The 23,912-nt window shown below is 66.9% G+C and carries 23 protein-coding genes and 1 pseudogene; 18 read left to right on the top strand and 6 right to left on the bottom strand.

The features are described from left to right. Positions 1-26 precede the first annotated feature (26 nt). A complete protein-coding gene (locus tag BGO47_RS02150) occupies positions 27-1,097 on the top strand; it encodes a UDP-N-acetylglucosamine--N-acetylmuramyl-(pentapeptide) pyrophosphoryl-undecaprenol N-acetylglucosamine transferase (protein WP_292708087.1) in 1,071 nt (356 codons plus the stop codon). Positions 1,098-1,121: 24 nt separating this feature from the next. Here BGO47_RS02150 and BGO47_RS02155 read toward each other — a convergent pair whose 3' ends face one another. From BGO47_RS02155 to BGO47_RS02170, 4 genes are read right to left on the bottom strand one after another with little or no spacing between them, the layout of a single operon-like run. Next, positions 1,122-1,499 (bottom strand): GntR family transcriptional regulator, encoded by a 378-nt coding sequence (locus BGO47_RS02155; protein ID WP_292708090.1) that lies wholly within the window; start codon positions 1,497-1,499, stop codon positions 1,122-1,124. After that, positions 1,496-2,458 (bottom strand): hypothetical protein, encoded by a 963-nt coding sequence (locus BGO47_RS02160; protein WP_292708093.1) that lies wholly within the window; start codon positions 2,456-2,458, stop codon positions 1,496-1,498. The genes BGO47_RS02155 and BGO47_RS02160 overlap by 4 nt, the downstream gene beginning before the upstream one ends. A 42-nt stretch (positions 2,459-2,500) precedes the next feature. Continuing rightward, complete coding sequence (locus BGO47_RS02165; protein ID WP_292708096.1) at positions 2,501-3,844, bottom strand: hypothetical protein; 1,344 nt, start codon at positions 3,842-3,844, stop codon at positions 2,501-2,503. Beyond that, the gene (locus BGO47_RS02170; RefSeq protein WP_292708100.1) at positions 3,841-4,209 is read right to left on the bottom strand and encodes a helix-turn-helix transcriptional regulator; all 369 of its coding nucleotides are present in this window, start codon (positions 4,207-4,209) and stop codon (positions 3,841-3,843) included. Before BGO47_RS02170 ends, BGO47_RS02165 begins: the two co-directional genes overlap by 4 nt. Before the next feature lie 105 nt (positions 4,210-4,314). On the opposite strand from BGO47_RS02170, the gene murC reads away from it, so the two are divergent. The 9 genes and pseudogenes from murC (at position 4,315) to BGO47_RS02215 (ending at position 12,157) form a co-directional block, all read left to right on the top strand. After that, a complete protein-coding gene (gene murC / locus BGO47_RS02175) occupies positions 4,315-5,721 on the top strand; it encodes a UDP-N-acetylmuramate--L-alanine ligase (protein WP_292708103.1) in 1,407 nt (468 codons plus the stop codon). 176 nt (positions 5,722-5,897) lie between these two features. Then, positions 5,898-6,866 carry an FtsQ-type POTRA domain-containing protein gene (locus tag BGO47_RS02180; protein WP_292708105.1) on the top strand — a complete coding sequence of 323 codons (969 nt, stop codon included), beginning with the start codon at positions 5,898-5,900 and terminating at the stop codon, positions 6,864-6,866. Between the two features lie 180 nt (positions 6,867-7,046). After that, complete coding sequence (gene ftsZ / locus BGO47_RS02185; RefSeq protein WP_292708107.1) at positions 7,047-8,180, top strand: cell division protein FtsZ; 1,134 nt, start codon at positions 7,047-7,049, stop codon at positions 8,178-8,180. A 58-nt stretch (positions 8,181-8,238) separates the two neighbouring features. After that, complete coding sequence (locus tag BGO47_RS02190) at positions 8,239-8,913, top strand: YggS family pyridoxal phosphate-dependent enzyme (RefSeq protein WP_292708348.1); 675 nt, start codon at positions 8,239-8,241, stop codon at positions 8,911-8,913. Positions 8,914-8,944: 31 nt separating this feature from the next. Continuing rightward, positions 8,945-9,409, top strand: a complete 465-nt coding sequence (gene sepF / locus BGO47_RS02195; protein ID WP_292708109.1) for a cell division protein SepF — start codon at positions 8,945-8,947, stop codon at positions 9,407-9,409. A gap of 3 nt (positions 9,410-9,412) precedes the next feature. Then, positions 9,413-9,712: a YggT family protein gene (locus BGO47_RS02200; protein WP_292708111.1), complete on the top strand. Its 300-nt coding sequence runs from the start codon at positions 9,413-9,415 to the stop codon at positions 9,710-9,712. Positions 9,713-9,809: 97 nt separating this feature from the next. Further along, complete coding sequence (locus BGO47_RS02205; protein ID WP_292708114.1) at positions 9,810-10,397, top strand: DivIVA domain-containing protein; 588 nt, start codon at positions 9,810-9,812, stop codon at positions 10,395-10,397. A gap of 8 nt (positions 10,398-10,405) precedes the next feature. Further along, positions 10,406-10,924: pseudogene (gene lspA, locus BGO47_RS02210) on the top strand (signal peptidase II); the annotation flags it as partial. 303 nt (positions 10,925-11,227) lie between these two features. Then, positions 11,228-12,157, top strand: coding sequence for an RluA family pseudouridine synthase (locus BGO47_RS02215; protein ID WP_292708350.1), 930 nt, complete (start codon positions 11,228-11,230; stop codon positions 12,155-12,157). A gap of 21 nt (positions 12,158-12,178) precedes the next feature. Here BGO47_RS02215 and BGO47_RS02220 read toward each other — a convergent pair whose 3' ends face one another. Both BGO47_RS02220 and BGO47_RS02225 read right to left on the bottom strand, forming a co-directional pair. Then, positions 12,179-12,772: a vitamin K epoxide reductase family protein gene (locus BGO47_RS02220; protein ID WP_292708117.1), complete on the bottom strand. Its 594-nt coding sequence runs from the start codon at positions 12,770-12,772 to the stop codon at positions 12,179-12,181. 55 nt (positions 12,773-12,827) lie between these two features. Beyond that, positions 12,828-13,325, bottom strand: a complete 498-nt coding sequence (locus BGO47_RS02225; RefSeq protein WP_292708120.1) for an NUDIX domain-containing protein — start codon at positions 13,323-13,325, stop codon at positions 12,828-12,830. 67 nt (positions 13,326-13,392) lie between these two features. Between BGO47_RS02225 and dnaE the strand changes: the two genes are divergently transcribed. From dnaE to BGO47_RS02265, 8 genes are all read left to right on the top strand, one after another. Further along, positions 13,393-16,911: a DNA polymerase III subunit alpha gene (dnaE, locus tag BGO47_RS02230; RefSeq protein ID WP_292708123.1), complete on the top strand. Its 3,519-nt coding sequence runs from the start codon at positions 13,393-13,395 to the stop codon at positions 16,909-16,911. Positions 16,912-16,976: 65 nt separating this feature from the next. Continuing rightward, a complete protein-coding gene (gene hisD, locus BGO47_RS02235; protein WP_292708126.1) occupies positions 16,977-18,278 on the top strand; it encodes a histidinol dehydrogenase in 1,302 nt (433 codons plus the stop codon). A 12-nt stretch (positions 18,279-18,290) separates the two neighbouring features. Next, positions 18,291-18,764 carry a transcriptional regulator NrdR gene (gene nrdR, locus BGO47_RS02240; protein ID WP_292708129.1) on the top strand — a complete coding sequence of 158 codons (474 nt, stop codon included), beginning with the start codon at positions 18,291-18,293 and terminating at the stop codon, positions 18,762-18,764. 2 nt (positions 18,765-18,766) lie between these two features. Further along, a complete protein-coding gene (locus BGO47_RS02245) occupies positions 18,767-19,795 on the top strand; it encodes a quinone-dependent dihydroorotate dehydrogenase (protein WP_292708132.1) in 1,029 nt (342 codons plus the stop codon). A 153-nt stretch (positions 19,796-19,948) separates the two neighbouring features. Then, positions 19,949-20,929, top strand: a complete 981-nt coding sequence (locus tag BGO47_RS02250; protein ID WP_292708135.1) for a TauD/TfdA family dioxygenase — start codon at positions 19,949-19,951, stop codon at positions 20,927-20,929. 81 nt (positions 20,930-21,010) lie between these two features. Continuing rightward, positions 21,011-22,030, top strand: coding sequence for a sugar-transfer associated ATP-grasp domain-containing protein (locus tag BGO47_RS02255; RefSeq protein WP_292708138.1), 1,020 nt, complete (start codon positions 21,011-21,013; stop codon positions 22,028-22,030). Next, positions 22,027-22,728 carry an alanine racemase C-terminal domain-containing protein gene (locus BGO47_RS02260; protein ID WP_292708140.1) on the top strand — a complete coding sequence of 234 codons (702 nt, stop codon included), beginning with the start codon at positions 22,027-22,029 and terminating at the stop codon, positions 22,726-22,728. Before BGO47_RS02255 ends, BGO47_RS02260 begins: the two co-directional genes overlap by 4 nt. After that, positions 22,725-23,756, top strand: coding sequence for an alanine racemase (locus tag BGO47_RS02265; RefSeq protein WP_292708143.1), 1,032 nt, complete (start codon positions 22,725-22,727; stop codon positions 23,754-23,756). The genes BGO47_RS02260 and BGO47_RS02265 overlap by 4 nt, the downstream gene beginning before the upstream one ends. Positions 23,757-23,912: the final 156 nt, after the last annotated feature.

Consider the following 23,912-nt stretch of genomic DNA (forward strand, 5'->3'; position numbering starts at 1 on the left):
GCGTTGAGGCGAGATAGGGTCGGACGGTGACGACCTACCTGCTGGCCGGTGGCGGGACCGCCGGGCACGTGAACCCTTTGCTGGCCGTTGCCGACGGTCTCCGCGCGCGCGATGCTGATGCCGACGTGCGTGTCCTCGGAACCGCAGAGGGGCTGGAATCTCGGCTGGTGCCGCAGCGGGGCTACGAGCTGCTGATCGTCGACAAGGTCCCGTTCCCGCGGCGTCCCGATCGTGCCGCAGCCGCGTTTCCGGGCCGGTTCCGGCGTGCGGTCGCTCAGGTGCGGCAGCACATTGCGGAGCACGCGGTAGACGTCATCGTCGGGTTCGGCGGTTACGCATCGGCCCCCGCGTACGTCGCTGCCCGGGGCGCCGGCATCCCGTTCGTCGTCCATGAGGCCAATGCGCGGCCCGGTTTGGCGAACAGACTCGGCGCGCGGCGGGCCGCCGGTGTCGGCGTGGCCTTCGAAGGAACGCCCCTCCCGCGCGCACGCCTGGTCGGGATGCCCCTGCGCCGCGAGATCGAGGATCTCGATCGGTCTGCCCTGCGCGCAGAGGGTGCCGCGCACTTCGGACTCGACCCCGGCCGTCCGACGCTCCTGGTCTTCGGCGGCTCCCTCGGAGCGCTGCGGCTGAACACGGCCTTCGCGGGTGCGTGGCGTGAGGTGCTGGATGCCGGCTGGCAGTTGCTCCACGTCACCGGTGAACGCTCTGACCTCGAGGATCCGGGGGAGCCCGGCTACGCCCTGCGCCGCTACGTCGACCGGATGGACCTTGCCTTCGCTGCGTGCGACTTCATCGTGTCGCGCTCGGGCGCTGCCACGGTGAGTGAAATCAGCGCTCTGGGTATCCCTGCCGTCTACGTGCCGTACGCCGTCGGTAACGGTGAGCAGGCGCTGAACGCCGCCTCGGCGGTCGCGCACGGGGCTGCAATCCTGATCCCGGATGCCGAATTCACCCCGGATGCCGTCCCGGGCCGCATCCTGCCCCTGCTGACGGATGCCGACGAGCGGTCGCGGATGGCCGAGAACGCGGCGGAGATCGGCATCCGCACCGGCACCGAGAACCTCATCGCGATGATCGACGAGGCCCTCGCCTGACTATCGCCGCGCACGGTTGCTGCCTCAGACGGGGAGCTCGTCGGGTTCGGTAGTCTTCAGCGCCGCGATGACAGCTGCGAGGGCCTGGTCGGTGTCCACGCGCAGGCCGCGAACCTGCTCGGCGAACGCGGCGGCAGCGCGCTGAACCTGGCCGAGCGCGGCGTTCTCATCAACGGACACGAACGTGCCGTGGCGGCCGCGCGTCTCGATGAGGCCAGTGGTCTCGAGCTCCCGATACGCCCGCGCCACGGTGCCCGGTGCAAGGCCCAGGTCACCTGCGAGCCGACGCACCGTCGGGAGCCGCGACCCCGGCGGCAGCTCGCCGCTCGCTATCGCCGCAACGTACTGTGTGCGCAGCTGTTCGAACGGCGGTGTGGGTGAGGTGGGGTCGATGATGATCATGCGCCATCTCCCTGGGCGAGCGCGACGGACAGGCCCGTCGAGCGCTGATCCTGCGGTCGGAGTGCGGCGGGGTAACGCGATGCCGCCATCTTGCCGAGGCCGAAGGAGTAGGTCACCTGAGCCGCGCAGATCAGGAGCGGAGTCCAGGTACTCATGAGCGTCGACAGCTCGGGTGGTCTGACGGCTATCGGCGTCAGGGTGAGCGTTGCCGCAGCCATCCCGAGGGGCAGTGCCGCGGCCATCGTTGCCGCGCTCCGGAGAGTCCACAGCGTATCGGCGCGGAACAGGTCATTCCACGCCAGCTGAAGGTCATCGCTGGCAAGCTGCGGCTTTGCCAGGACGATCCGCTCCATGACTCGCGTCACGACGAACACGCTCACGGCGAAGACGAGAAAACCGCCGCACCACAGCACAGTGTCGGTCGCGATGCGGTCCGGCGCTGCGATCCGCCACGCGAGCACCGCTGCCACTGTCGCCGCTGCAGCAATCAGAGCGACGGGGGCCAGCACGCGGCGCCAGGGCTGCAGATAGTCCCGTGTCGCGAGTTGCCGCGAGTGTGCGACACGGGGGATGTCCGTCCTCGGTTGCCGCAGCTGCTCGCGCACGGTCTCGATCACCGAGGAGACTGTCAGTACCCCGATCATGATCGAGAGCGTGATCAGCCACAGGAACAGTGGTGAACCACCCCACGAGGCGCCCCAGAGCACAAAAGGGCTCCACACCAAGAGCGCGATCAGGACGCCCCACATCGATGCGCGGCCACGGCGGCTGAGCCGCTCGCGCACCCGCGCGTGGTTCTCCTCAGTGCCGAACGGGAGCTTGGAGGACTGGGCGTATCTCGCTGCTTGCCCTGCACTCAGCTCGGGTCGCCGACTGATGATGAGGTAGACGATCGGGATGAGGGTGAGCGCGCACAGGATCGCCACGCTGAACCAGATCATGTCGAACTCGAAAGGCATGTCTCTTTTGTATCAACATTGTCACAATGTGTCGATACATTTTCATGACAGGTTCAGGCGAGCTCGACCTGCATTCGCGGCGGCGTCGGTGCCCTCACGCATGAACACCACCACGATCGCGACGATCGGCGTCAGGATCCCGAGAACAGCGGCAAGGATTTGCCCGATGATCGGTAACGACACCGCAACGATGAGGCTGATGGCTACGGCGAGAGATCGGTTTCGCCACGTCGAGGCCCACACGAGCCAGACGATCGCTGCCGCCGGAAGAAGCCAGACCACGGCGCCGATCGGGCGAGGGTTGCCAGACGGAAGCATTGTTCCCCATCCGGTCACGACGAGCACAAGGGTGAGTGCACCCAGCGTCGCAGCCCCCCACACTGCCCGCTGCTGCCTCGCGGTCCGCCGCGGAGCGCGAAGGGCGAGAGCGAGGACGACGAGGATGCCGCACCCGGCCGCGGCGCGCATGCCGACGATCATCGCCTCGGTGCTGTCAAGGGTCGTGTACAGCGACCCCGACACCGCGAAGGCGATCGCCAGGAGCGACGTGACGCTGGCGGCAACAGCGAGCGCCCGCGCTGCGCGGCGCCGTCCGCCGACGTCCGCGTCGCGCTCGCCCGTCGAGGCCGGCGCACTGGTGGGCTCGCGGTGGTCGGGCCAGGCGAGCGCGACGATCACGACCGCGGCCCCGGAGAGGAGGAGTGTCGTGATCGGTGACATGAGCATGACGGCCACGAGGGGAAGCGACAACGCAGCACCCATCATGCTCGTGACGACGATCAGTACCCGCATCCCACGGCGACGCGGGAGCCGGTCGCTGACCGCGACGACCACCGCACAGGCGGCTGCTGCCGATCCGATCGCAAGGAAGGCGGGAAACAGCGCCGCGAAGAGAGAGCGTGGGTCGCCGGCGTCGGCCTCATCAAACCCGACGCTCCAGGACGCGAAGGCGAGTGCGGCGCCGGTCGCTGCGATCATCGCGATGCCGAGCGCGAACAGCGTGCGTGTCGGATCGAGATGGAGGCGGTGCCGCGCGCAGGCGAGAGCGACTGTCCACCACAAAGCCGGAACCAGGCCGACCTGAACTGCGAGGTTCGCTGTGAGCAGCGAGGGGACCGCGTAGGTGAACCCGAACTGGCTTGCCGTTGCGACGAGCGCCGACAAGACCAGGGCAGCAACGCCGGCAACGCGCGCGGTGGTTGCGTCGAGGCGGGTGCCCAGGCCCGCCAGCGCTGCCGCCACGCGCTCACCGCGCGATGGCGCGCGCAGACCGGCCGCGTCGGCGGCATCCATCGCGGTGCCCACGAACGCTGCCGCGTTCTCGGCGCGCCACCAGCGCGGGTACCAGCGCACGAGGCGCTCGAAGCGGTCTGTGTCGAGTCTCATGCCAGAGCGCTCCGCGGATGAGCGGGGCGCGCTCTCGCGCCTCCGCCCGCTGGAGCGTCGAGCGCCCTGCGTGCGGCGGCGACCCGCTGCTCGAGCTGGGCGGTCTCGCTCTCGAGACGAGCCCGACCCTGGGGTGTGAGGCGAAAGTAGCGGCGAGCCCGGCCATCCACGATCTCTTCCCCCGATTCCGCCACGGCGCCGCTGGCAGTCAGTCGATCGAGGGTCGCATAGAGGGTCGCTGTCTTGAGTGAGGCCGTACCCTGCGAAGCCTCGGACACACCTCGAAGGATGCCGTAGCCGTGCTGCGGACCGCTCGCGAGCGCCGTCAGGATCCAGAAGGCAGTGTCAGGTCGGGAGGTGCTCATGTCAGCGAGCATATTCTCGATGGAGGAATATGCCAAGTACCGCGACCGAGCCGCACAGCGCGCCGAGGGAGATCCACAGCGGGTCCGACCTAGGATTGTCGGGTCATGATCAGACCCGACCTCAGCCTCCCGATTCCCGAGTCCATCGAGGCAGCGCATTTCATCGGTATCGGCGGCTCGGGGATGTCGGGTCTTGCGGGAATGTTCCTGGATCGCGGCATCCGGGTCTCGGGCTCGGACCGCGCCGACAGTGCGGCGCTCCAGGCCCTCGCTGCCCGCGGAGCCCGCGTCCACGTCGGCCACGATGCCGCGCACCTGCAGGATGCCGACACCGTCATCCACACCGGGGCAATCTGGCCTGAGAACCCTGAGTTCGTCACGGCGAAGGAACGCGGGCTGCCCGTCATCCATCGCTCGCAGGCGCTCTACTGGCTGATCGGCCGCCGGCCGCTGGTCTCTGTCGCGGGTGCGCACGGTAAGACCACCTCGACAGGGATGATCGTCACGGCGTTGCGTGCGCTGGGTGCCGATCCGAGCTTCGTCAACGGGGGAGTCATCGCCGATCTCGGCGTCTCCAGCGGCACCGGTGCTGACGATCTGTTCGTCATCGAAGCCGATGAGTCCGACGGCACGTTCCTGCTCTACGACACCGCGATCGCGCTCATCACGAACATCGACCCCGACCACCTGGATCACTGGGGGAGTCGGGAGGCCTTCGATGCCGCGTTCGCGAGCTTTGCGAACAAGGCGCGCGAAGCCGTTGTGCTCTCATCGGATGATGAGGGTGCGCGTCGCATCCTTCCCCACCTCACCCACCCGCGGGTCGTCACCTTCGGTAAGGCCGAGGATGCCGACGTGCGCGTGCACGTTATCCGTACCGACGGACCGGTGTCGTTCGAGCTGACCCATGACGGGCAGACGGTCTCGGGCGCGCTGGCGATTCCCGGAGAGCACAACGCGGTAAACGCGGCGGGAGCCGTGGCTGCGCTCCTGACCCTCGGGCATGACTTCTCCGCCGCCGTGAAGGCCGTCGAGAGCTTCGGCGGAACGGTGCGCCGCTTCGAACTCCACGGGATCGAGCGCGGCGTGAGCGTCTACGACGACTACGCCCATCATCCGACCGAGGTCGCTGCGGCCCTCGCTGCAGCCCGCACTGTCGTCGGTGATGGACGCATCATTGCGCTGCACCAGCCCCACACCTATTCGCGAACGCAACAGATGGCCGCGGAGTTCGCCGAGGTGCTCGAGACCTACGCGGATCACACCGTGGTGCTCGATGTGTACGGCGCGCGAGAGGACCCGATCCCGGGAGTGACCGGCGAACTCGTGTCGAGTCGGTTCACGGATGCCGATCGCGTCCATTTCGAACCGGATTGGGCTACTGCGGCTGCCTACACGGCCTCGGTAGCGCGGGATGGGGACTACATCATCACGCTCGGCTGCGGCAACGTCTACCTCATCATTCCCGATGTGCTCGCCGCGCTCGGCCGGCAGGGCGCACCGGCGGAGTAGCCGTGCGCCGGCCGACCCCGCTCCCGCCCTCCGGGCCCCCATCGGGCGCTGACGACAATGCCTCCTCGCCCCCGCAATCCGGCACGCGGGGGAGGCGCCGCAACTCGCTCGATGCAGATGTACCTGCCGGCGCTGAGCTTGCGGGTGAACCGGTATCCGTTCCTGTCGAGAGCGCTGTGACGGAGCCGATCGACCTCCGGGGAGTCGCCGGTCCCGCACCGATCTGGCCCCCTGCATCGGATGCCGACACCGGCATCCTGGCCTCGGGCGCAGCATCCGTCTCGCCCGGTCTGCCTGCAGGGGGTGCCGGAGATGGAGCGCCCGGAGCTGCCGAGCCGCTCCCCGGAGAGTCGGACGCGACGGAAGCGGCCGGGCCCGAAGCGGTTGGTATGCGCGACGTGTGGCGGGCTGCGCGCGCTCGGCGGCGTGCACTCAAGTCCGAGGTGCGGCGATTCACCGTCCGCGCTCGTCGGCGACGTGCCATCTGGCTGGGCTCCATCGCTGCTGTCGTGCTTGTCGCCCTGGGCAGTGTCGCCGCGGCGTACAGCCCCCTCTTCGCCGTCGAGACGATCACGGTAGCGGGGGCTCAGCAACTGGATGCCGCGGCAGTGTCCGACGCGCTCTCGTCGCAGCTCGGTACCCCCTTGCCGCTCGTGGACGAGAGTGCCATCAAGGCGGCGCTGGTCGCGTTCCCGCTCGTCGAGTCCTACACTGTCGAAGCTCGGCCGCCGCATGATCTGGTCGTGCGGGTCGTTGAACGCACCCCGATCGGGGTGATCGCGTCGCCCGCCGGGTACACCCTCGTGGATGCCGCAGGCGTCGCGCTCTCGACCACACAGACCCCGGCGCCCGGACGGCCTATGCTGCAGGTCACGGGTGGAACGGCATCCGAGGCCTTCGCAGCAGTCGGCCACGTGCTGCGATCGCTGCCCGACACGATCATGTCTCAGGTGACGGAGGCCTCGGCAACGACACCGAACGACGTGACGCTCACCCTCGGCGGAACCGGCACCCAGATCGTCTGGGGCAACACTGACGAATCCTCGAACAAGGCGGTCGCGCTGGCCGCGGCGATGACGTCGCGCCCGCCCGACACGGTGTCGCGCTACGACGTCTCGTCGCCGTCAGCGGTCGTCATCCAGTGATCTGCTGATCTCGCTGGCCCGAGCGGGCGCACGAACGAACGGGATGTGCGACACGCCCCCGCAAGCGCGCGGAATCGGGCGAGTCGACGCTTAGCTTCGTGTCTAGGAAATACATACCCAGCAATACTTTATACCTCCAGTTGAGGTTGAAGGTTGCAGGACACGAGCACAGGAGTCGGCATGAGCCAGAACCAGAACTACCTTGCAGTCATCAAGGTGGTCGGCGTCGGTGGCGGAGGCGTCAACGCCGTGAACCGGATGATCGAGCTCGGCCTGCGCGGGGTCGAGTTCATCGCCGTCAACACTGACGCTCAGGCACTGCTGATGAGCGATGCCGACGTCAAACTCGACGTCGGACGTGAACTCACCCGAGGGCTGGGAGCCGGCGCCGACCCCGAGGTGGGTCGCCGTGCCGCCGAGGACCACACCGAAGAGATCGAGGAGGCGCTCCGCGGCGCCGACATGGTCTTCGTCACCGCCGGTGAAGGTGGCGGAACCGGCACGGGCGGTGCGCCTGTCGTCGCCAAGATCGCGAAGTCGATCGGCGCGCTCACGATCGGTGTCGTCACCAAGCCCTTCTCGTTCGAGGGCCGCCGCCGCCAGAGCCAGGCCGAGTCGGGCGTGTCGCGGCTGAAGGAAGAGGTCGACACCCTCATCGTGGTGCCCAACGACCGTCTGCTCGAGATCAGCGACCGTGGCATCTCGATGATCGAAGCTTTCGCCACCGCTGACCAGGTGCTGCTGGCCGGTGTCCAGGGCATCACCGACCTCATCACGACACCTGGGCTCATCAACCTGGACTTCGCCGACGTCAAATCGGTCATGCAGGGCGCGGGCTCGGCCCTCATGGGAATCGGCTCGGCGCGCGGTGCAGACCGCGCGATCAAGGCCGCAGAGCTTGCCGTCGAGTCGCCGCTGCTCGAGGCATCCATCGAGGGTGCGCACGGCGTGCTGCTGTCGATCCAGGGCGGCTCCAATCTCGGCATCTTCGAGATCAACGACGCCGCCCAGCTCGTCAAAGAAGCTGCCCACCCCGAGGCCAACATCATCTTCGGTACCGTGATCGATGACACACTCGGCGACGAGGTGCGCGTCACGGTGATCGCCGCCGGGTTCGACGGTGGCGAGCCGCTGACGCGGCCGGATGCCACGCCGGTGATCCGTCGGGAGCCCGTCGAGCAGCAGGTCGCCGCAAGCTCCGAAGACGAGCCGCAGCGTCCCGAGCAGCTGGCTCCGGTGCCCTCGATCTCGGATGCAGCCTACGATTCGGCGTTCGGGGACGACGACCTCGACATCCCCGACTTCCTGAAGTGACCGCATCCGCGCCAGCGAGGGTGCGTGACTCGGGGCGACAGTCGTGAGCGGGCCGGAGGTGCCGCTCGCGGATCGTCTGGCGTCGATCGATGACCGTATCGCGACTGCCGCACGAGCTGCGGGACGCTCTGCCGAAGACATCACCCGCATCGTGGTGACGAAGTTCCATCCGGCAGCGCTGGTTGACGACCTCTACGGGCTCGGCGTACGGGACGTCGGTGAGAACCGCGTCCAGGAAGTCCTGGAGAAGGTCGCCGAGGTCGGAGATCTGCCCGACCTGCGATGGCATTTCGTCGGACAACTGCAAACGAACAAGGCACGAGCGGTTCGACGCGCGGTGTCGGTGATCCATTCGCTCGACCGAGCGAAGCTCGCTGACGCGCTGGGTGTCGAGGGTGAGCCGCCCCTCGACGTGCTGATCCAGGTGAACCTCACCGCTGACCCCGGCCGCGGGGGAGTCGCTCCAGAAAATCTCTCGGCGCTCGCGGAGCACGCAGCGGGTTGCGCGGGACTGCGCGTCCGAGGCGTCATGGCGGTTGCTCCGCTGGATGAGGAACCCGCCGCGGCGTTCGAACGGCTTGCCGGCCACGCGCACCTCGTGCGTCGTGTCTTCCCGCACGCCACCTGGATTTCGGCCGGGATGACCGGCGATTTCGAAGCGGCCATCCATGCCGGCGCGACACACCTGCGCATCGGCACGGCAATCACGGGTCCGCGCCCTGTGCGCGGTTAACCTCGGAGCAGACGAGCAAACGGAGGATGCGATGTCGAACCCCTTGAAGAAGACCATGGTCTACCTGGGCCTCGCCGATGAGGAAGAGGTCTACGACGAAACGCCGGCAGCCGCGCCGACGCGCAAGTCTGCTGCGGCATCCGTCGAGAAGGCCGCTCCAGTCACGCCGATCCACCGTCCGGCGGTTGTTCGTCAGCCGGCAGTGGGCGCTCTCAACGAGATCGTCACGGTGCACCCCAAGCAGTATCGCGACGCGCAGGTCATCGCCGAGAGCTTCCGTGAGGGCGTTCCCGTGATCATCAACCTCTCGCAGATGTCAGACGCCGACGCACGCCGTCTCATCGACTTCGCGAGCGGCCTGTCGCTCGGTCTGTATGGCCGCATCGAGCGCGTGACGAGCAAGGTCTTCCTGCTCTCGCCCGAGAACGTTGCGGTGTCAGGTGAGGGTGCCGTCGCGCAGGCGGACCCGGAGGCGGTTCCTTTCCCGCAGACTTGATACGTGAACGTCATCCAGATCGTCGCCGGAATCCTCAACGCGGCAGTCCTGATCTACATTCTCGTGCTGCTGGCTCGACTCATTTTCGAGTGGATCCCCGTCTTCGACCGTGAGTGGCGTCCCCGTGGCGCGATGCTGGTCGTCGCCGAAGGTGTGTACACGGCGACGGATCCTCCGATCCGTTTCCTCCGTCGTTTCATTCCCCCGTTGCGCATCGGAAGCGTCGCCATCGACTTCGCGTTCGCCCTCACGATGCTCTCGTGCTTCATCCTGCTGTCGGTGACACGCGCCTTCGCAGGATGAATCCACCCACGACTATGCTTTGCTGTTATCAACCGTCCACAACCGCGTGCCGGAACGCACGATCGGCCAGTGGTCGGGCGAACGAAAGAGGGAAGAAATGCCACTGACTCCGGATGACGTCGTCACCAAGCAGTTCCAGCACGTCCGGTTCAAGGAAGGGTTCGACCCCGACGAGGTCGATGACTTCCTCGACGAGATCGTGGTCGAGTGGCGCAAGGCCCTGGCCGAGAACGAAGAGCTCAAGGCTCGCATCGCCGAGCTCGAGTCGGGCGCTTCCGCTGCCCCCTCCGCACCGGTAGAGGCCCCGGTCGAAGAGGCCGCTCCCGCGCCCGCCCCCGCAGCTCCTGCGGGCACCCCGCTTCCCACCGTGGCAAGCGCCGGCCTGCTCGAACTTGCCCAGCGTCTGCACGACGAGCACGTCGCCGAAGGCCAGGCGCGCCACGACCAGCTGATCGCCGATGCACAGGCCCAGGCGGCCTCGATCATCTCCGAGGCCGAGACTCGCGGTCGCGACGAGATCGCTCGCCTGGAGACCAAGAAGGCCGAACTGGATGCCCGCATCGGCGAGCTGCGCCAGTTCGAACGCGACTATCGTTCGCAGCTGCGCGGCTTCATCGAGGGCCACCTGAAGGACCTCGACTCCTCCTCGACCGACAGTGCGTCGGTCGCGAACATCACGAACTGAGGACGCTCTTGGCGTCCCGGCCACCCCTGTGTCACGCGGCGGCCGGCATCACGATTGCGCTGCTCGCAATCCTGGTGCTGGCCGTCGACCAGTTCACCAAGTACCTCGCGCTGACCAATCTCCCGCTGCAGCAATCCGTTCCCGTGCTGGGGGAGTTCCTCCAGTTCTATCTCGTCAAAAACCCGGGTGCTGCCTTCTCGCTCGGCGAGGGGTACACCTGGATCTTCACGATTGCCCTCGCGGTGGTCGCCGGAGTGATCGTATGGCTCGCCATCACGCGCGTGCAGTCACGCCTGTGGGCGATCGTGCTGGGACTGCTGCTCGGCGGTGTGCTGGGAAACCTCACCGACCGCCTCTTCCGAGAGCCCGGATTCCCCGTGGGGCACGTCGTAGACTTCATCAACACACCGTGGATGTGGTTCTGGATGAGCCCCGCCATCTACAACGTGGCCGACATCTTCATCGTGTCGATGATGATCGGCGTGGCCCTGCTCGTGATCGTAGGAGTACAGATGGACGGCAAGCGACACCATCACCATGAAACGAATCCCGCCGAGGAGGAAACCATCCTCGGCGCCGCCGGAGACGAATTCCCTCCCGGTGGCGGAGTTGCCGGGGGGTTCGACTCCGAGTTCCCCGTCGCCGACCCGTACGCGGGCGTGCCCCGCGACGAGATCGGGCTCCCGCCGCTCACGGAGGCCGAGCAGGAGGCTGTGGCACGGGAGGCCGACCGGATCGCCGACGAGGAATCCCGCCGCGACTCGTGAGCCGCTTCGCGTGGCGAGCAGTTGCTGTCCCGGACCCTCGGCGCGCTCGAGACGGCGGCTGACGTGCCGGCGCGGATGTTGCCGGTGCCTGACGGCCTCGATGGAGCCCGTGTCGATGCGGGAGTGGCCAAGATGCTGGGATTCTCGCGCTCCTTCGCCGCCGAGGTCGCCGAGGCCGGGGGAGTCAGCGAAAGCGGAAGGATCCTCGGGAAGTCCGACCGCCTGACGGCAGGAACGGTTCTCGAGGTCGAGTGGACCGATCGTCGTGAGCCCGAAGTCATCCCCGTCGTCGTGCCCGGTTTCGGCATCGTGTACGACGATGACGACATCGTGGTCGTCGACAAGCCCGCGGGTGTGGCCGCACACCCGTCGGTGGGCTGGGAAGGCCCCACGGTCCTTGGCGCACTCGCAGCTGCGGGATTCCAGATCGCGACCAGTGGTGCACCCGAGCGGCAAGGGGTCGTTCACCGCCTGGATGTCGGCACCAGCGGGCTCATGGTCGTCGCCAAATCAGAGCACGCCTATGGCGTCTTGAAGGCGGCCTTCAAGGACCGCACTGTCGAGAAGATCTATCATGCGGTGGTTCAGGGGCACCCCGATCCGCTCGCGGGCACGATCGATGCGCCGATCGGGCGTCATCCCTCGCACTCCTGGAAGTTCGCGGTCACCCCCGACGGCAAGCCCTCGATCACCCACTACGAGACCATCGAGGCATTTCCGGGCGCCTCACTGCTGGAGATCCACCTGGAGACCGGGCGTACCCACCAGATCCGTGTGCATATGGCAGCACACCGGCATCCGTGTGTCGGTGATCCCCTCTACGGCGCCGACCCCACGATGTCTGAGCGACTGGGCCTCACGCGCCAGTGGCTGCATGCGCACACGCTCGCCTTCGCCCACCCGTCAACCCGCGAGTGGGTCTCGTTCGATTCGCCGTATGCTCCCGATCTGGCTCATGCGCTGGCAATCCTCCGCGGCGAGGATCTCGCGTGAGCGAACTCAGGTCCTGAGGGCTCAGAAGCTGCCGAGCAGATCGAGCCGAAGCTGGGCCGTGATGGCGATGAGCGCGTAGTCGAGCACGGTGGCAAGCAACGCCCACGAGAAGATCACGCTTCCCACGCGCCGCGCCCCGACCGCTTCACTCCATACGCCGTCGCGCAGCATCCAGCCTGTCGTGAACCAGAAGAGTGGAATCGTGACCAGCCAGATGATCATGCACCAGGGGCAGAGCGAGCCGTAGACGAAGATGCTCTGGAACGCGAAGTAGTGCACGAGAACGAAGGCCCCGGCCACGAAGATGCCGTACGTCCGCCAGTACCAGCGACGAAGACCGGATGGTGATGCCAGGCCGCTGACGCCGGCGTAGACGGGTCCGAGGAACAGCACCATGCCCGCTATCGAGTTGCTGAATCCGAGGAGGTTGCCGCCGGGGGAGAGCAGGTTGGGTCCGCAGGTGACGAGCACGCCCCACTGACACGAGATGATCGCATCCGCGCCGGTGAGCTGGCCGATGTACTCCAGGTACAGGAGGAACGCGACGATGGCGCCGAGGATCCCGCCGACGATCCAGAAGACGGCGAGGGCGACGGTGGGTCGGTGCAGGGCCACCTGCCCATTCTCGGCACGGTCCAGGGCGGCGCGTAAGTGGTCGGGCCGGACTTATTCAGGCGGAGGACGACTGCTCGTCGCTGCCCCCGGATACGAACCGCGCCTCGCCGCGCTCGGGGATCGCCGCATCGATGCGGGCCCGCATGTCGGCATCCACGTCGCCCAGCGCATCGAGCGGGTACCAGTCGACCTCTGTCATCTCGCCATCGACAGGAACCGGGTCGCCCGAGATCCACGTGCACCGGAAGGTCAGGTCGAGGTAGTCGCTCTGGTCACCGTTGGCGTACGTGATTCGCGGGATCTGATGCACCCACGAGAGGCGATCGGCACGGATGACGACACCTGCCTCTTCGGCAGCCTCTCGCACCGCGGCGTCGGCCGGCTCCTCGCCGGGATCGACGATGCCAGTGATCGGGGTGAGGGCGTGGTTGTCGGAGCGTCGACCGAGGAGGACCTCGTCATCGCGGATGATGACAGCGGTAACGCCCACGAGCGGGAGCGGGCGAGTTCCGACGAATTGGCGCAGTTCGAGGATGAAGTCGGGAGTTGGCACACGGTAACCGTAGCCGTCTCGGCGGGCCGGCTGAGCCGGCGTCCGAGCCCGAACGTAGACTCTCGGCATGGCGTCCGACTCCTTCGTCCACCTGCACGTGCACAGCGAGTATTCGATGCTCGACGGAGCCGCCCGCATCGGGGCGATGGTGCAGGAGGCTGCAGCTCAAGGGTCGCCGGCGATCGCCGTCACCGACCATGGAAACACGTTCGCGGCGTTCGAGTTCTATAAGGCGGCGAAGGATGCCGGCATCAAGCCGATCATCGGCATCGAGGCCTATGTGACCCCGGGTACGCACCGGTCCGAGAAGTCACGGGTGCGGTGGGGGTCTCCCGAACAGAGCGACGATGATGTGTCCGGATCGGGCGCATACACGCACATGACGCTGCTGTCGGAGACGACGGCGGGGATGCACAATCTCTTCCGGCTCTCGTCGAAGGCGTCGATGGAGGGGTACTACTTCAAGCCCCGCATGGACCGCGAGCTTCTGGAGACCTACTCGAAGGGTCTGATCGCGACCACCGGATGCCCCTCCGGCGAAGTGCAGACCCGGTTGCGCCTCGGACAGTACGACGCGGCGCGCGCGGCCGCTGCGGAGTTCCAAGACATCTTCGGTAAAGAGAACTACTTTGCCGAGATCATGGATCACGGCCTCGATATCGAGCGCCGGGTCATGACCGATCTGCTGCGGATCGCGAAAGACCTCGACATCCCGCTTCTCGCGACCAACGACTCCCACTACACCCACCAGCACGATTCGAACAGTCACGCGGCCCTGCTCTGCGTTCAGTCCGGGTCGACACTGGATGACCCGAAGCGGTTCAAGTTCGACGGCGACGGCTACTACATCCGTACCCCAGCCGAGATGCGCCAGATCTTCCGTCAGCATCCCGACGCGTGCGACAACACGCTGCTGATCGCCGAGCGCTGCGAGGTCGAGTTCAACACCAGCGCCAACTACATGCCCCGCTTTCCCGTGCCCGACGGCGAGACCGAGGAGAGCTGGTTCGTCAAAGAGGTCGAGGCGGGGCTCGAGGAGCGCTACCCGGCAGGAATCCCCGACGAGGTTCGCAAGCAGGCCGAGTACGAGGTCGGCGTCATCGTGCAGATGGGGTTCCCCGGCTACTTCCTCGTCGTCGCCGACTTCATCAACTGGGCAAAGCGCAACGGCATCCGCGTCGGTCCGGGCCGTGGGTCGGGAGCCGGTTCCATGGCTGCCTACGCCATGCGCATCACCGATCTTGATCCGCTGCAGCACGGCCTGATCTTCGAGCGGTTCCTCAACCCCGACCGCGTTTCGATGCCCGACTTCGACGTCGACTTCGACGACCGTCGCCGCGGCGAGGTGATCCAGTACGTCACCGAGAAGTACGGCGACGACCGGGTGGCACAGATCGTGACGTACGGCACGATCAAGGCCAAGCAGGCGCTGAAGGATGCCGGCCGTGTGCTGGGCTTCCCGTTCAGCATGGGGGAGCGCCTGACCAAGGCGATGCCTCCGGCGGTCATGGGCAAGGACGTCCCCCTGACCGACATGTTCAACAAGGATCACCCCCGCTACAAGGAGGCGGGGGAGTTCCGCACGCTCATCGAGACCGACCCGGAAGCCAAGACGGTCTTCGATACGGCGGTGGGTCTTGAGAATCTGAAGCGCCAATGGGGTGTGCACGCCGCCGGCGTCATCATGTCCAGCGAACCGCTGATCGACATCATTCCGATCATGCGCCGCGAGCAGGACGGCCAGATCGTCACCCAGTTCGACTACCCGTCGTGTGAGTCGCTCGGCCTGATCAAGATGGACTTCCTGGGGCTTCGCAACCTCACGATCATCAACGACGCGCTCGACAACATCGAAGCCAACCGCGGCGAGCCGCTCATCCTCGAGGAGCTCGACCTCGACGACCGAGCATCGTACGAGTTGCTCGCTCGGGGAGACACCCTCGGAGTCTTCCAGCTCGACGGCGGCCCCATGCGATCGCTGCTTCGCCTGATGAAGCCCGACAACTTCGAGGACATCTCGGCGGTCCTCGCGCTCTACCGCCCGGGCCCCATGGGCGTGAACTCGCACATCAATTACGCGCTGCGGAAGAACAAGCAGCAAGAGATCGAGCCGATCCACAAAGAGCTCGAAGAACCCCTCGCCGACATCCTCGACACGACCTACGGCCTCATCGTCTATCAGGAGCAGGTCATGGCCGTCGCCCAGCGCGTCGCCGGCTACACACTCGGTCAGGCTGACCTCCTTCGCCGCGCGATGGGAAAAAAGAAGAAGTCCGAGCTCGACAAGCAGCAGGAGGTCTTCTTCGGCGGCATGACCGAGCGCGGATTCTCGGATGCCGCCCAGCAGACACTGTGGAAGGTTCTCGAGTCGTTCGCCGATTACGCGTTCAACAAGGCTCATACCGCCGCCTACGGGCTCGTGTCGTATTGGACCGCGTACCTCAAGGCCCACTACCCCGCGGAGTACATGGCGGCGCTGCTCACGAGCGTCGGCGACTCGAAAGACAAGATGGCCGTCTACCTCAACGAGTGTCGACGGATGGGTATCCGGGTGCTGCCGCCGGACGTGAACGAGTCGATCCGCTACTTCGCGGCAGTCGGCGACGACATTCGTTTCGGGCTCGGTGCCGTGCGCAATGTCGGTGCGAATGTCGTCGAAGCGATTGTGCAGGCGCGCGCGGATGAGCCTTTCGTGTCGTTCCACGACTTCCTCGCTCGCGTGCCGGTGTCGGTCGCGAACAAGCGAACGGTGGAGTCACTGATCAAGGCCGGCGCGTTCGACACCCTCGGTGCGACCCGCCGCGCACTCCTGGAGATCCACGAGGACGCGACCGAGCAGGCTGTGCTTGACAAGCGCCGCGAGGCCAACGGCGAGGTCGGGTTCGATTTCGATTCGCTGTGGGGGGAGGACGAGCCGCAGCAGGTCAACAAGGTTCCCGAGCGTCCGGAGTGGACCAAGAAAGACAAGCTGGCGTTCGAACGCGAAATGCTGGGGCTCTACGTCTCGGACCATCCACTTGCGGGCCTCGAGGTACCGCTTGCCAAGCATGCGTCGATCAACATCCATGACCTTCTGGCCTCCGAAGACCTGGCGGATGGCGATCAGGTGACCATCGCGGGCTTGGTAACGAGCGTGCAGCACCGCGTCGCCAAATCCAGCGGCAATCCCTACGGCATGATCACGGTCGAGGACTTCGACGGTGAGATCACCGTCATGTTCATGGGAAAGACCTACGCGGAGTTCCAGCCGATGCTGCAGGCTGACTCGATCCTCGTTGTTCGAGGACGCGTGTCGCGGCGCGACGACGGCATGAACCTCCACGCGCAGGCCGCGTTCTCACCCGACCTCGGCTCCGTCGACGCATCCGGACCGCTCGTGCTCATGATCCCGGAGCAGCGTGCAACCGAAGCAGTCATCGGCGATCTTGCCGATTGCCTGCGCCGCCATCGTGGCGAGACAGAGGTCACGATCAAGCTTCACAAGGGCGGCGTGGCGAAGGTTTTCGAGGTGCCGCACCCGGTGACCGTCACCGCGGACCTGTACGGCGAACTCAAGGGCCTGCTCGGGCCGCAGTGCCTCGGGTAGCCTCGGTGCCGCCGCTGCACCGCGCCCCGGCGATCCACACCCCGCGCGGGCGATAGCGTAGATGGATGCTTCGCACCCTCGATCTGCGCGGGCAATCCCTGACGCCCGCAGAGCTGCTCGCCGCCGTTCCCCGCGCGACCGCCGCCCGTTCCGAGGCGCTCGCCACCGCCGCGCGCCTTGTCGATGACGTCGCCGCTCGCGGCGAAACGGCGCTGCGCGAGCAGGCCGAACAGTTCGACGGGGTGACCGGTCACGACATCCGCGTGCCCGCCGCGCACCTCGATGAGGCGCTCGATGCTCTCGATCCTGCGGTTCGGGAGGCCCTCGAGCGCGCTATCGATCGTGTGCGGGCGGCCTCTGCCGTGCAGGTTCCGCCGCCGACCACCACGACGCTTGCCCCGGGAGCCTTCGTGCACCAGCGGTGGCAGCCCGTGCGCCGCGTCGGGGTCTATGTGCCCGGCGGCAAGGCCGTGTACCCCTCGAGCGTCGTGATGAACGTCGTGCCGGCTCAGGCAGCCGGTGTCGAACAGATCGCCCTCGCATCCCCGCCCCAGCGGGCGGAGGGTGGGCGAGTCCACCCCGTGATTCTCGCCGCCGCGAAACTCCTCGGGGTCACCGAGGTCTACGCGATGGGAGGCGCTGGTGCGATCGGCGCTTTCGCATACGGGGCAGCAAGCCTGAGCCTGGATCCGGTGGATGTCGTGACAGGGCCGGGGAATAATTTCGTCGCTGCCGCAAAGCGCGCGGTGGCCGGTCGCGTGGGCACCGACTCGGAGGCAGGTGCCACCGAGATCCTCATCGTCGCCGACGACACGGCGGACCCTCGGCTGGTGGCAGCTGACCTCATCAGTCAGGCCGAGCACGACGAGCAGGCGTCCGCGGTTCTTGTCACGGCGTCGGCGGAGCTTGCCGATGCTGTGCAGACCGCGGTGGCCGCGCTGGCTGCACAGACTCTCCACGCCGCGCGCATCGAGGTGGCGCTCACGGGCCCGCAGTCCGCGATCGTGCTCGTCGACGACCTCGACGCCGCGGTCGACTTCTCCAACGCGTACGCTCCTGAACACCTCGAGCTGCACCTCGCCGATCCCGTGCCGCACCGGTTCGTGCACGCCGGGGCCGTCTTCGTCGGCCCGTATTCGCCGGTGAGCCTGGGCGACTACCTCGCGGGGAGCAATCACGTGCTCCCCACGGGCGGACAGGCGCGGTACGCTGCGGGGCTCTCTGCCTCGACGTTCCTGCGACCGCAGCAGGTCATCGAGTACGACCGGGATGCCCTGGCGGAGGTTTCCGACGCGATCGTGGCGCTTGCGACCGCCGAGGTACTCCCCGCGCACGGCGAAGCCGTCCGCGCGCGCTTCACCGCGTAGTCTGGGGCTGCTATGCACTGCCCCTTCTGCCGTCATTCCGACTCACGCGTGATCGATTCCCGCACCAGCGACGACGGTCTCAGCATCCGTCGTCGCCGCCAGTGTCCAGAATGCGGTGGTCGATTCTCGACCATCGAGACGGCGAGCCTCAACGTCATCAAGCGGTCGGGTGTGATCGAACCGTTCAGCCGGGAAAAGGTCATGTCGGGTGTGCGCAAGGCGTGCCAGGGGCGCCCGGTGACCGAGGGTGATCTTGCCGTCCTGGCGCAGACGGTCGAAGAGGCGGTCCGGCAGACTGGTTCGTCGCAGGTCGACACCAACGAGATCGGCCTGGCAATCCTCGGTCCACTCCGGGAACTCGACCAGATCGCTTATCTCCGGTTCGCGAGCGTATACCAGGCATTCGATACGTTGGAGGATTTTGAATCGGCGATCGCACAGTTGCGCGCGGATCATCATCGCCTGGCATCCGATCTCGAGGAGTAAGCATGTACCCGTGGCTGTTTCGCACGTTCCTCTCGAAGATGGACCCCGAGGCAGCGCACCATTCGGCGATGCTCGTCATCCGGCTGCTCGGTTTCCCGCCGTTCTCGTGGGCGGCCAGAGCCCTCACGAAGCCTGATCCGTCGCTGCGCGTGCAGACGCTCGGATTGACCTTCGACGCACCGTTCGGCGTGGCAGCCGGGTTCGACAAGGATGCCGTGGGCGTCGACGGTCTGCACGCCCTCGGATTCGGCCATGTCGAAGTCGGAACGTTGACCGCGATCCCGCAAACGGGAAACCCGAAGCCGCGCCTGTTCCGCCTCATTCCCGATCGGGCCGTCATCAACCGTATGGGTTTCAACAATCGCGGCTCGTACGCGGCCGCCGCTCGGCTCGAGCGTGCCCGTCGTCGGCGTCACCGCACGGTTCTGGGTGTCAACATCGGCAAGAGTCGCATCGTGGATGTCGAGAACGCCGTCGTCGACTACGTCACGAGCACGCGCCTGCTCGCGCCTGTCGCCGACTACCTCGTCGTCAACGTGTCGTCGCCGAACACCCCGGGGCTGCGGAGCCTGCAGGCCGTGGAGTCGCTGCGACCCCTGCTGAGCGCCGTGAAGGACGCTGCCGAAGAGACCCCGTTGCTCGTGAAGATCGCGCCCGATCTCTCAGACGACGACATCCGCGACATCACGGGCCTCGCTCTCGAGCTGGGCTTGCAGGGGATCGTCGCGACGAACACGACGATCGCGCGCGACGGGCTGGGTTTGGTCACTGACGAGGCGGTCATCGCGGCCGCAGGCGCCGGCGGGCTCTCGGGCAAGCCGCTGGCTCCCCGGGCCCTGGAGGTGCTGCGGCTCGTTCGTTCGCTCGTGCCCGACACGTTCTGCGTCATCTCCGCCGGCGGGGTCGAGACCGCTGCCGATGTGCGCGAGAGACTGGATGCCGGCGCAACCCTGGTGCAGGGATACACCGGCTTTCTGTACCGGGGGCCGCTCTGGGCGCGACAGATCAATCGCGGTCTTGTGCGCGCATGAGGCCAGTCGTCCACCACGCCGAAAAGACTTAGGAAACCCTAACTTGATCCGGGATCCGAGGACCCTCCTCGGATATACTCCCGACAGCACAACACCGGCATTCGCGTCGTCGAGTGCTTCAGCGCGGCAGTCGCGCCATGGGAAGGAACCTCTGTGATCGAACGTCACATCAAGCCCGAAGTCGCCGCCATCTTCATCGATGTAGCCCGTGGCCGTCGGGGAATCTACTCCGATGACGCAGCCTTCGAGGAACTGCTCGCCGATGCCAAGGCGGCTTTCGAGGCAGCCGACCCCGAGACCGTCGAGATCATCCGCCAGTTCGCGCGGGCCGAGGTTCCGGACGGGGGAGTGCTCTTCCACGGACTCACCGTCGATCAGGACGACATGGGTGAGAGCCCGCGCGACCCGGTGGCCTTCGAGGGCAAGGATCGTGACCCTGTGACGGAGGCCGCGCTGTTGGCCTTCGCGTCGGTGGCCGGCGAGGTCTTCTCGTTCGCGCGGCAGCACCGCGGTGCGCTGATTCAGAACGTCACGCCGATCCCCGGCCACGAGTACGACGCCGTGGGCACGGGGAGCCGGAGCTTGCTCGACTGGCACTCCGAGGATGCCTTCGATGACGCGCACCCGCAGTTTGTCGGCCTTTTCTGCGTCCGAGGGGACGAGCGGGTGCAGACGGCGCTGGCGCCGGTTGACCGCATTGACCTGTCGGCCGAAGATGAGGCGGTCCTGCGTCAGCCGCGCTTCATGCACGGCATCGACAAGGCATCCGGCGGAACGGGTCGCCCCGAAGACGGCGTCCAGGGCGCAGCGCTGTACGGCGAGGATGGCAAGCGTTTCGTGCGCATCGACATGGACTGCGCCGCCGCCGTCGCCGGCGATGACGAGGCTGCCGCCGCGCTGAAGGCGTTCCACGACGGCGCTGACAAGGAGGGGATCTACGTGACCCTCGGTGCCGGCGACGTCCTGCTGTTCGACAACCGCCGCGTCATGCACGCTCGCACGCCCTTCGAGCCCCGCTATGACGGCACCGACCGCTGGTTGCAGCGGGTCATCATCACCGATGATCTCGGCCGTTCGGCCGACCGCCGCATCCACCACCACCGTGTGGTCGAAAACGAGCTGGTAAGCGCCTGACATTCGTTGATCGCACGCGGCCGGCGCCCCCGAGGGTGCCGGCCGACGTGTGAGAGCAGCACCCTTCGGAAAGAGAGATCGATGGCATCGCGAGGACTCGGTTCGCGCTTCGGATACATGGTGGCCCGGTTGAAGGTCATCGACCTCCCCTCGGTCATCGAGCGGGCCCGGGAAGTATCAACGCAGTTCCACAAGTGGACCCCGGCGGTGGTCGTTGACATGTTCTGGCAGGCGACCTTCCACCAGGTCGGCTTTCAGGACTACGTGGACTATGACTTTGCGATCTTGAACCGGCGCGAGCGGCGCACGATGATGACGCATCCGCACTCGAACAAGTACTCGTACACGTTCGACGACCCCGAGTACCGCGGGATCTTCTATGACAAGTGGGAGTTCGACCGCGTCTTCTCGGAGTTTCTCGGTCGTGACTGGATGATGGTCACCGACGACAACGTCGACGAACTGCGCGCTTTCGGTGAGGCACACCCGGTGCTCATCACCAAGAAGCAAGCCGGCCGCTCGGGGGCAGCCATCAACCGGTACTACGCCACCGAGATCGATGACTGGGCAGACTTCCACGCGCAGCTGCGCGAGCGCGGTGAACTGCTGATCGAAGAGAACATCGTGCAGCATCCGGACGTCGCCGCCGTCTGTGCAGGTACGGTCAACTCGACCCGTGTTGCCGCCTTCTTCGACGGCCAAAAGACCCACATCCTGGCAATCGCGCAGAAGTTCGGTCGCGGTCAGGTGGCAGACCAGATGGATTTCGGCGGCTTCTACACGATGCTCAATCCCGAGACAGGAGCTTCGCTCGGCGACGGCTACGACTCGCACGGACACGTCCACAAGCTCCACCCCGATTCGGGCTACCCGATCGCCGATTTCCAGCTGCCGATGTTCGATGAGGTCATCGCCTTCGTCGACAAGGTGGCGCGTCACGTCCCGCAGGTGAAGTACGTCGGCTGGGACATCGCCGTGACACCCGACGGGCCCGTGCTCATCGAGGGCAACTGGGCCACGGGCGTCTACGAGAACAAGCCGAGCGTGCTCGGCATCCGCACCGGACACCGCCCGCGGTACCAGAAGGCGATGGGCTTTTGATCAGTCCGACCGGGCCGCGCGTTCGGCTGAGCCGCTCGGCGCTCGTCGCCGGCGTCGGCCAGGCGATCGAGGCCCGGGGAGCGGATGCCGTCGCCGACCTTCGCCGCGACGCCTACGGCCACGGGGTGTTGTTCGTTGCTGAGACTCTCGCGCAGGTCGGCATCCGTGCCGCGGTGCTCGATCCCGAATCCGTCGAGGTAGCGCAGGGCGTCGGGATCGCCGCGGCCCCGGACGCCCCCACGCTGAACCCCGGCGCGATCTTCGGCTTCCCCGAGGCGCACAGTGAGGCCGGAGACACGCCGCGGCCGGTGATGAGCCTCGTCGGCTCTGTGCTCTCGATCAAGGCGCTCCGCGCCGGCGAGGGAGTCTCGTACAACTACACCCACATCGCCTCGCAGGACACGCGCATCGCGTTGGTTTCGGGCGGGTTCGGCCAGGGGGTGGCCCGCTCGCTTGGCAACCATGCCTCCGTCGAGATCCGCGGCGCGCTGTACCCCGTCGTCGGCCGCGTCGCGATGGATGTCTGCGTCGTCGACATCGGTGGGGCCGACCTCGCGCGTGGTGACGAGGTCATCTACTTCGGCGGTGAGGGCCCGGCTGGACCGGCGCTGACCACGTGGGAGGCGGCATCCGGACTGACAGCTGCCGAGCTCGTCTGTGCGTTGGGTCTGCGGCTACCGCGCGAGGTGGTCGCGTGAGCGCGCGCATGGTCATCGACCTCGGTCGGATCCTTGCCGATATCGACGTGCTGCGGGAGCGCATCGCGCCGGCCGATTACATGCTCGTCGTCAAGAACGACGCGTACGGTCACGGCGTCGATCGTGTCGTCGCGGCTGCGGCAGCTCACGGCGTCCGCTGGTTCGGCGCCTTCGATGTGCCGATGGGCGTGAGGGCACGCGCCGCGGCAGGCCCGGAAGCGCGGGTGTTCTCGTGGGTCACGATCACCCCGCCCGAGATCGCTGTCGCGCTGGATGCCGCCATCGAGCTCGGTGTCGGCGATGCGTCCTACCTCGAAGACATCGCGGCAGTTTCTGCGGGGCGAGCCACTCCCGTGCACATCAAGATCGACACCGGGCTTCACCGCAACGGCGTCAGGCCGGAAGACTGGCCCGCATTCGTGGCGCGAGCCGCCGAACTCGAGGCAAGCGGTGACATCCGGGTCGTGGGAATCTGGAGCCACATCGCTGAAACCAGCGACGAAGACGACGACCGGTCCCGTGCCGCCTTCATCGACGCCATCAGAATCGCCGAGGACGCAGGCCTGAGCCCGCAGGTGCGGCATCTGGCCGCCAGTGCTGCGGCTTTCGCGCGGCCGGAGTTCCGGTTCGACCTTGTCCGCTTCGGAGCGTTCAGCTACGGCATCCGTTCGACCGGCGGCCCCGAGCTCGACGGTATCGCGCCAGCGGCTACGCTAATCGCCACCGTGAGCGCCGTCGGAGACTCCGCCCTCGAGGTCTCCTACGGGTACCTCGACGGTCTTCCGTCGACGCTCTCGGGCCGGATGTCGGTGGGTACAGCCGCAGGTCCGCGCCTTGTCCGCGAGATCGGCCCGGTATCGATGCTGATCGACCCATGGCCGGGTGCCGCCATCGGCGACGAGGTCTACCTCTTCGGCCCCGGGACGCGCGGCGAGTCAAGTGTGACGACCCTCGCCGAGGCGATCGGTACCGTCGGCGAAGAGATCATCGTCCGCGTCTCACCGCTCGTCCCGCGCATCTACGTCTAACCAGTGTCGCGCGGTGAGCGCAGCGGAGCGGGGGTGCGGGATGCCGAGCTGGCATCGGGTCTGGCGGGAGGCCGCGCAGCGGCCGGGGGCATGTCTCGGCATCCCGCACCCCCGCGCAGCGGAGCGCAGTAAGGGGGCGCTGTAAGCGCCGCGCAG

The organism is Microbacterium sp. 67-17 (assembly GCF_001898325.1).
In the GTDB taxonomy this organism is placed as follows: Bacteria; Actinomycetota; Actinomycetes; order Actinomycetales; family Microbacteriaceae; genus Microbacterium; species Microbacterium schleiferi.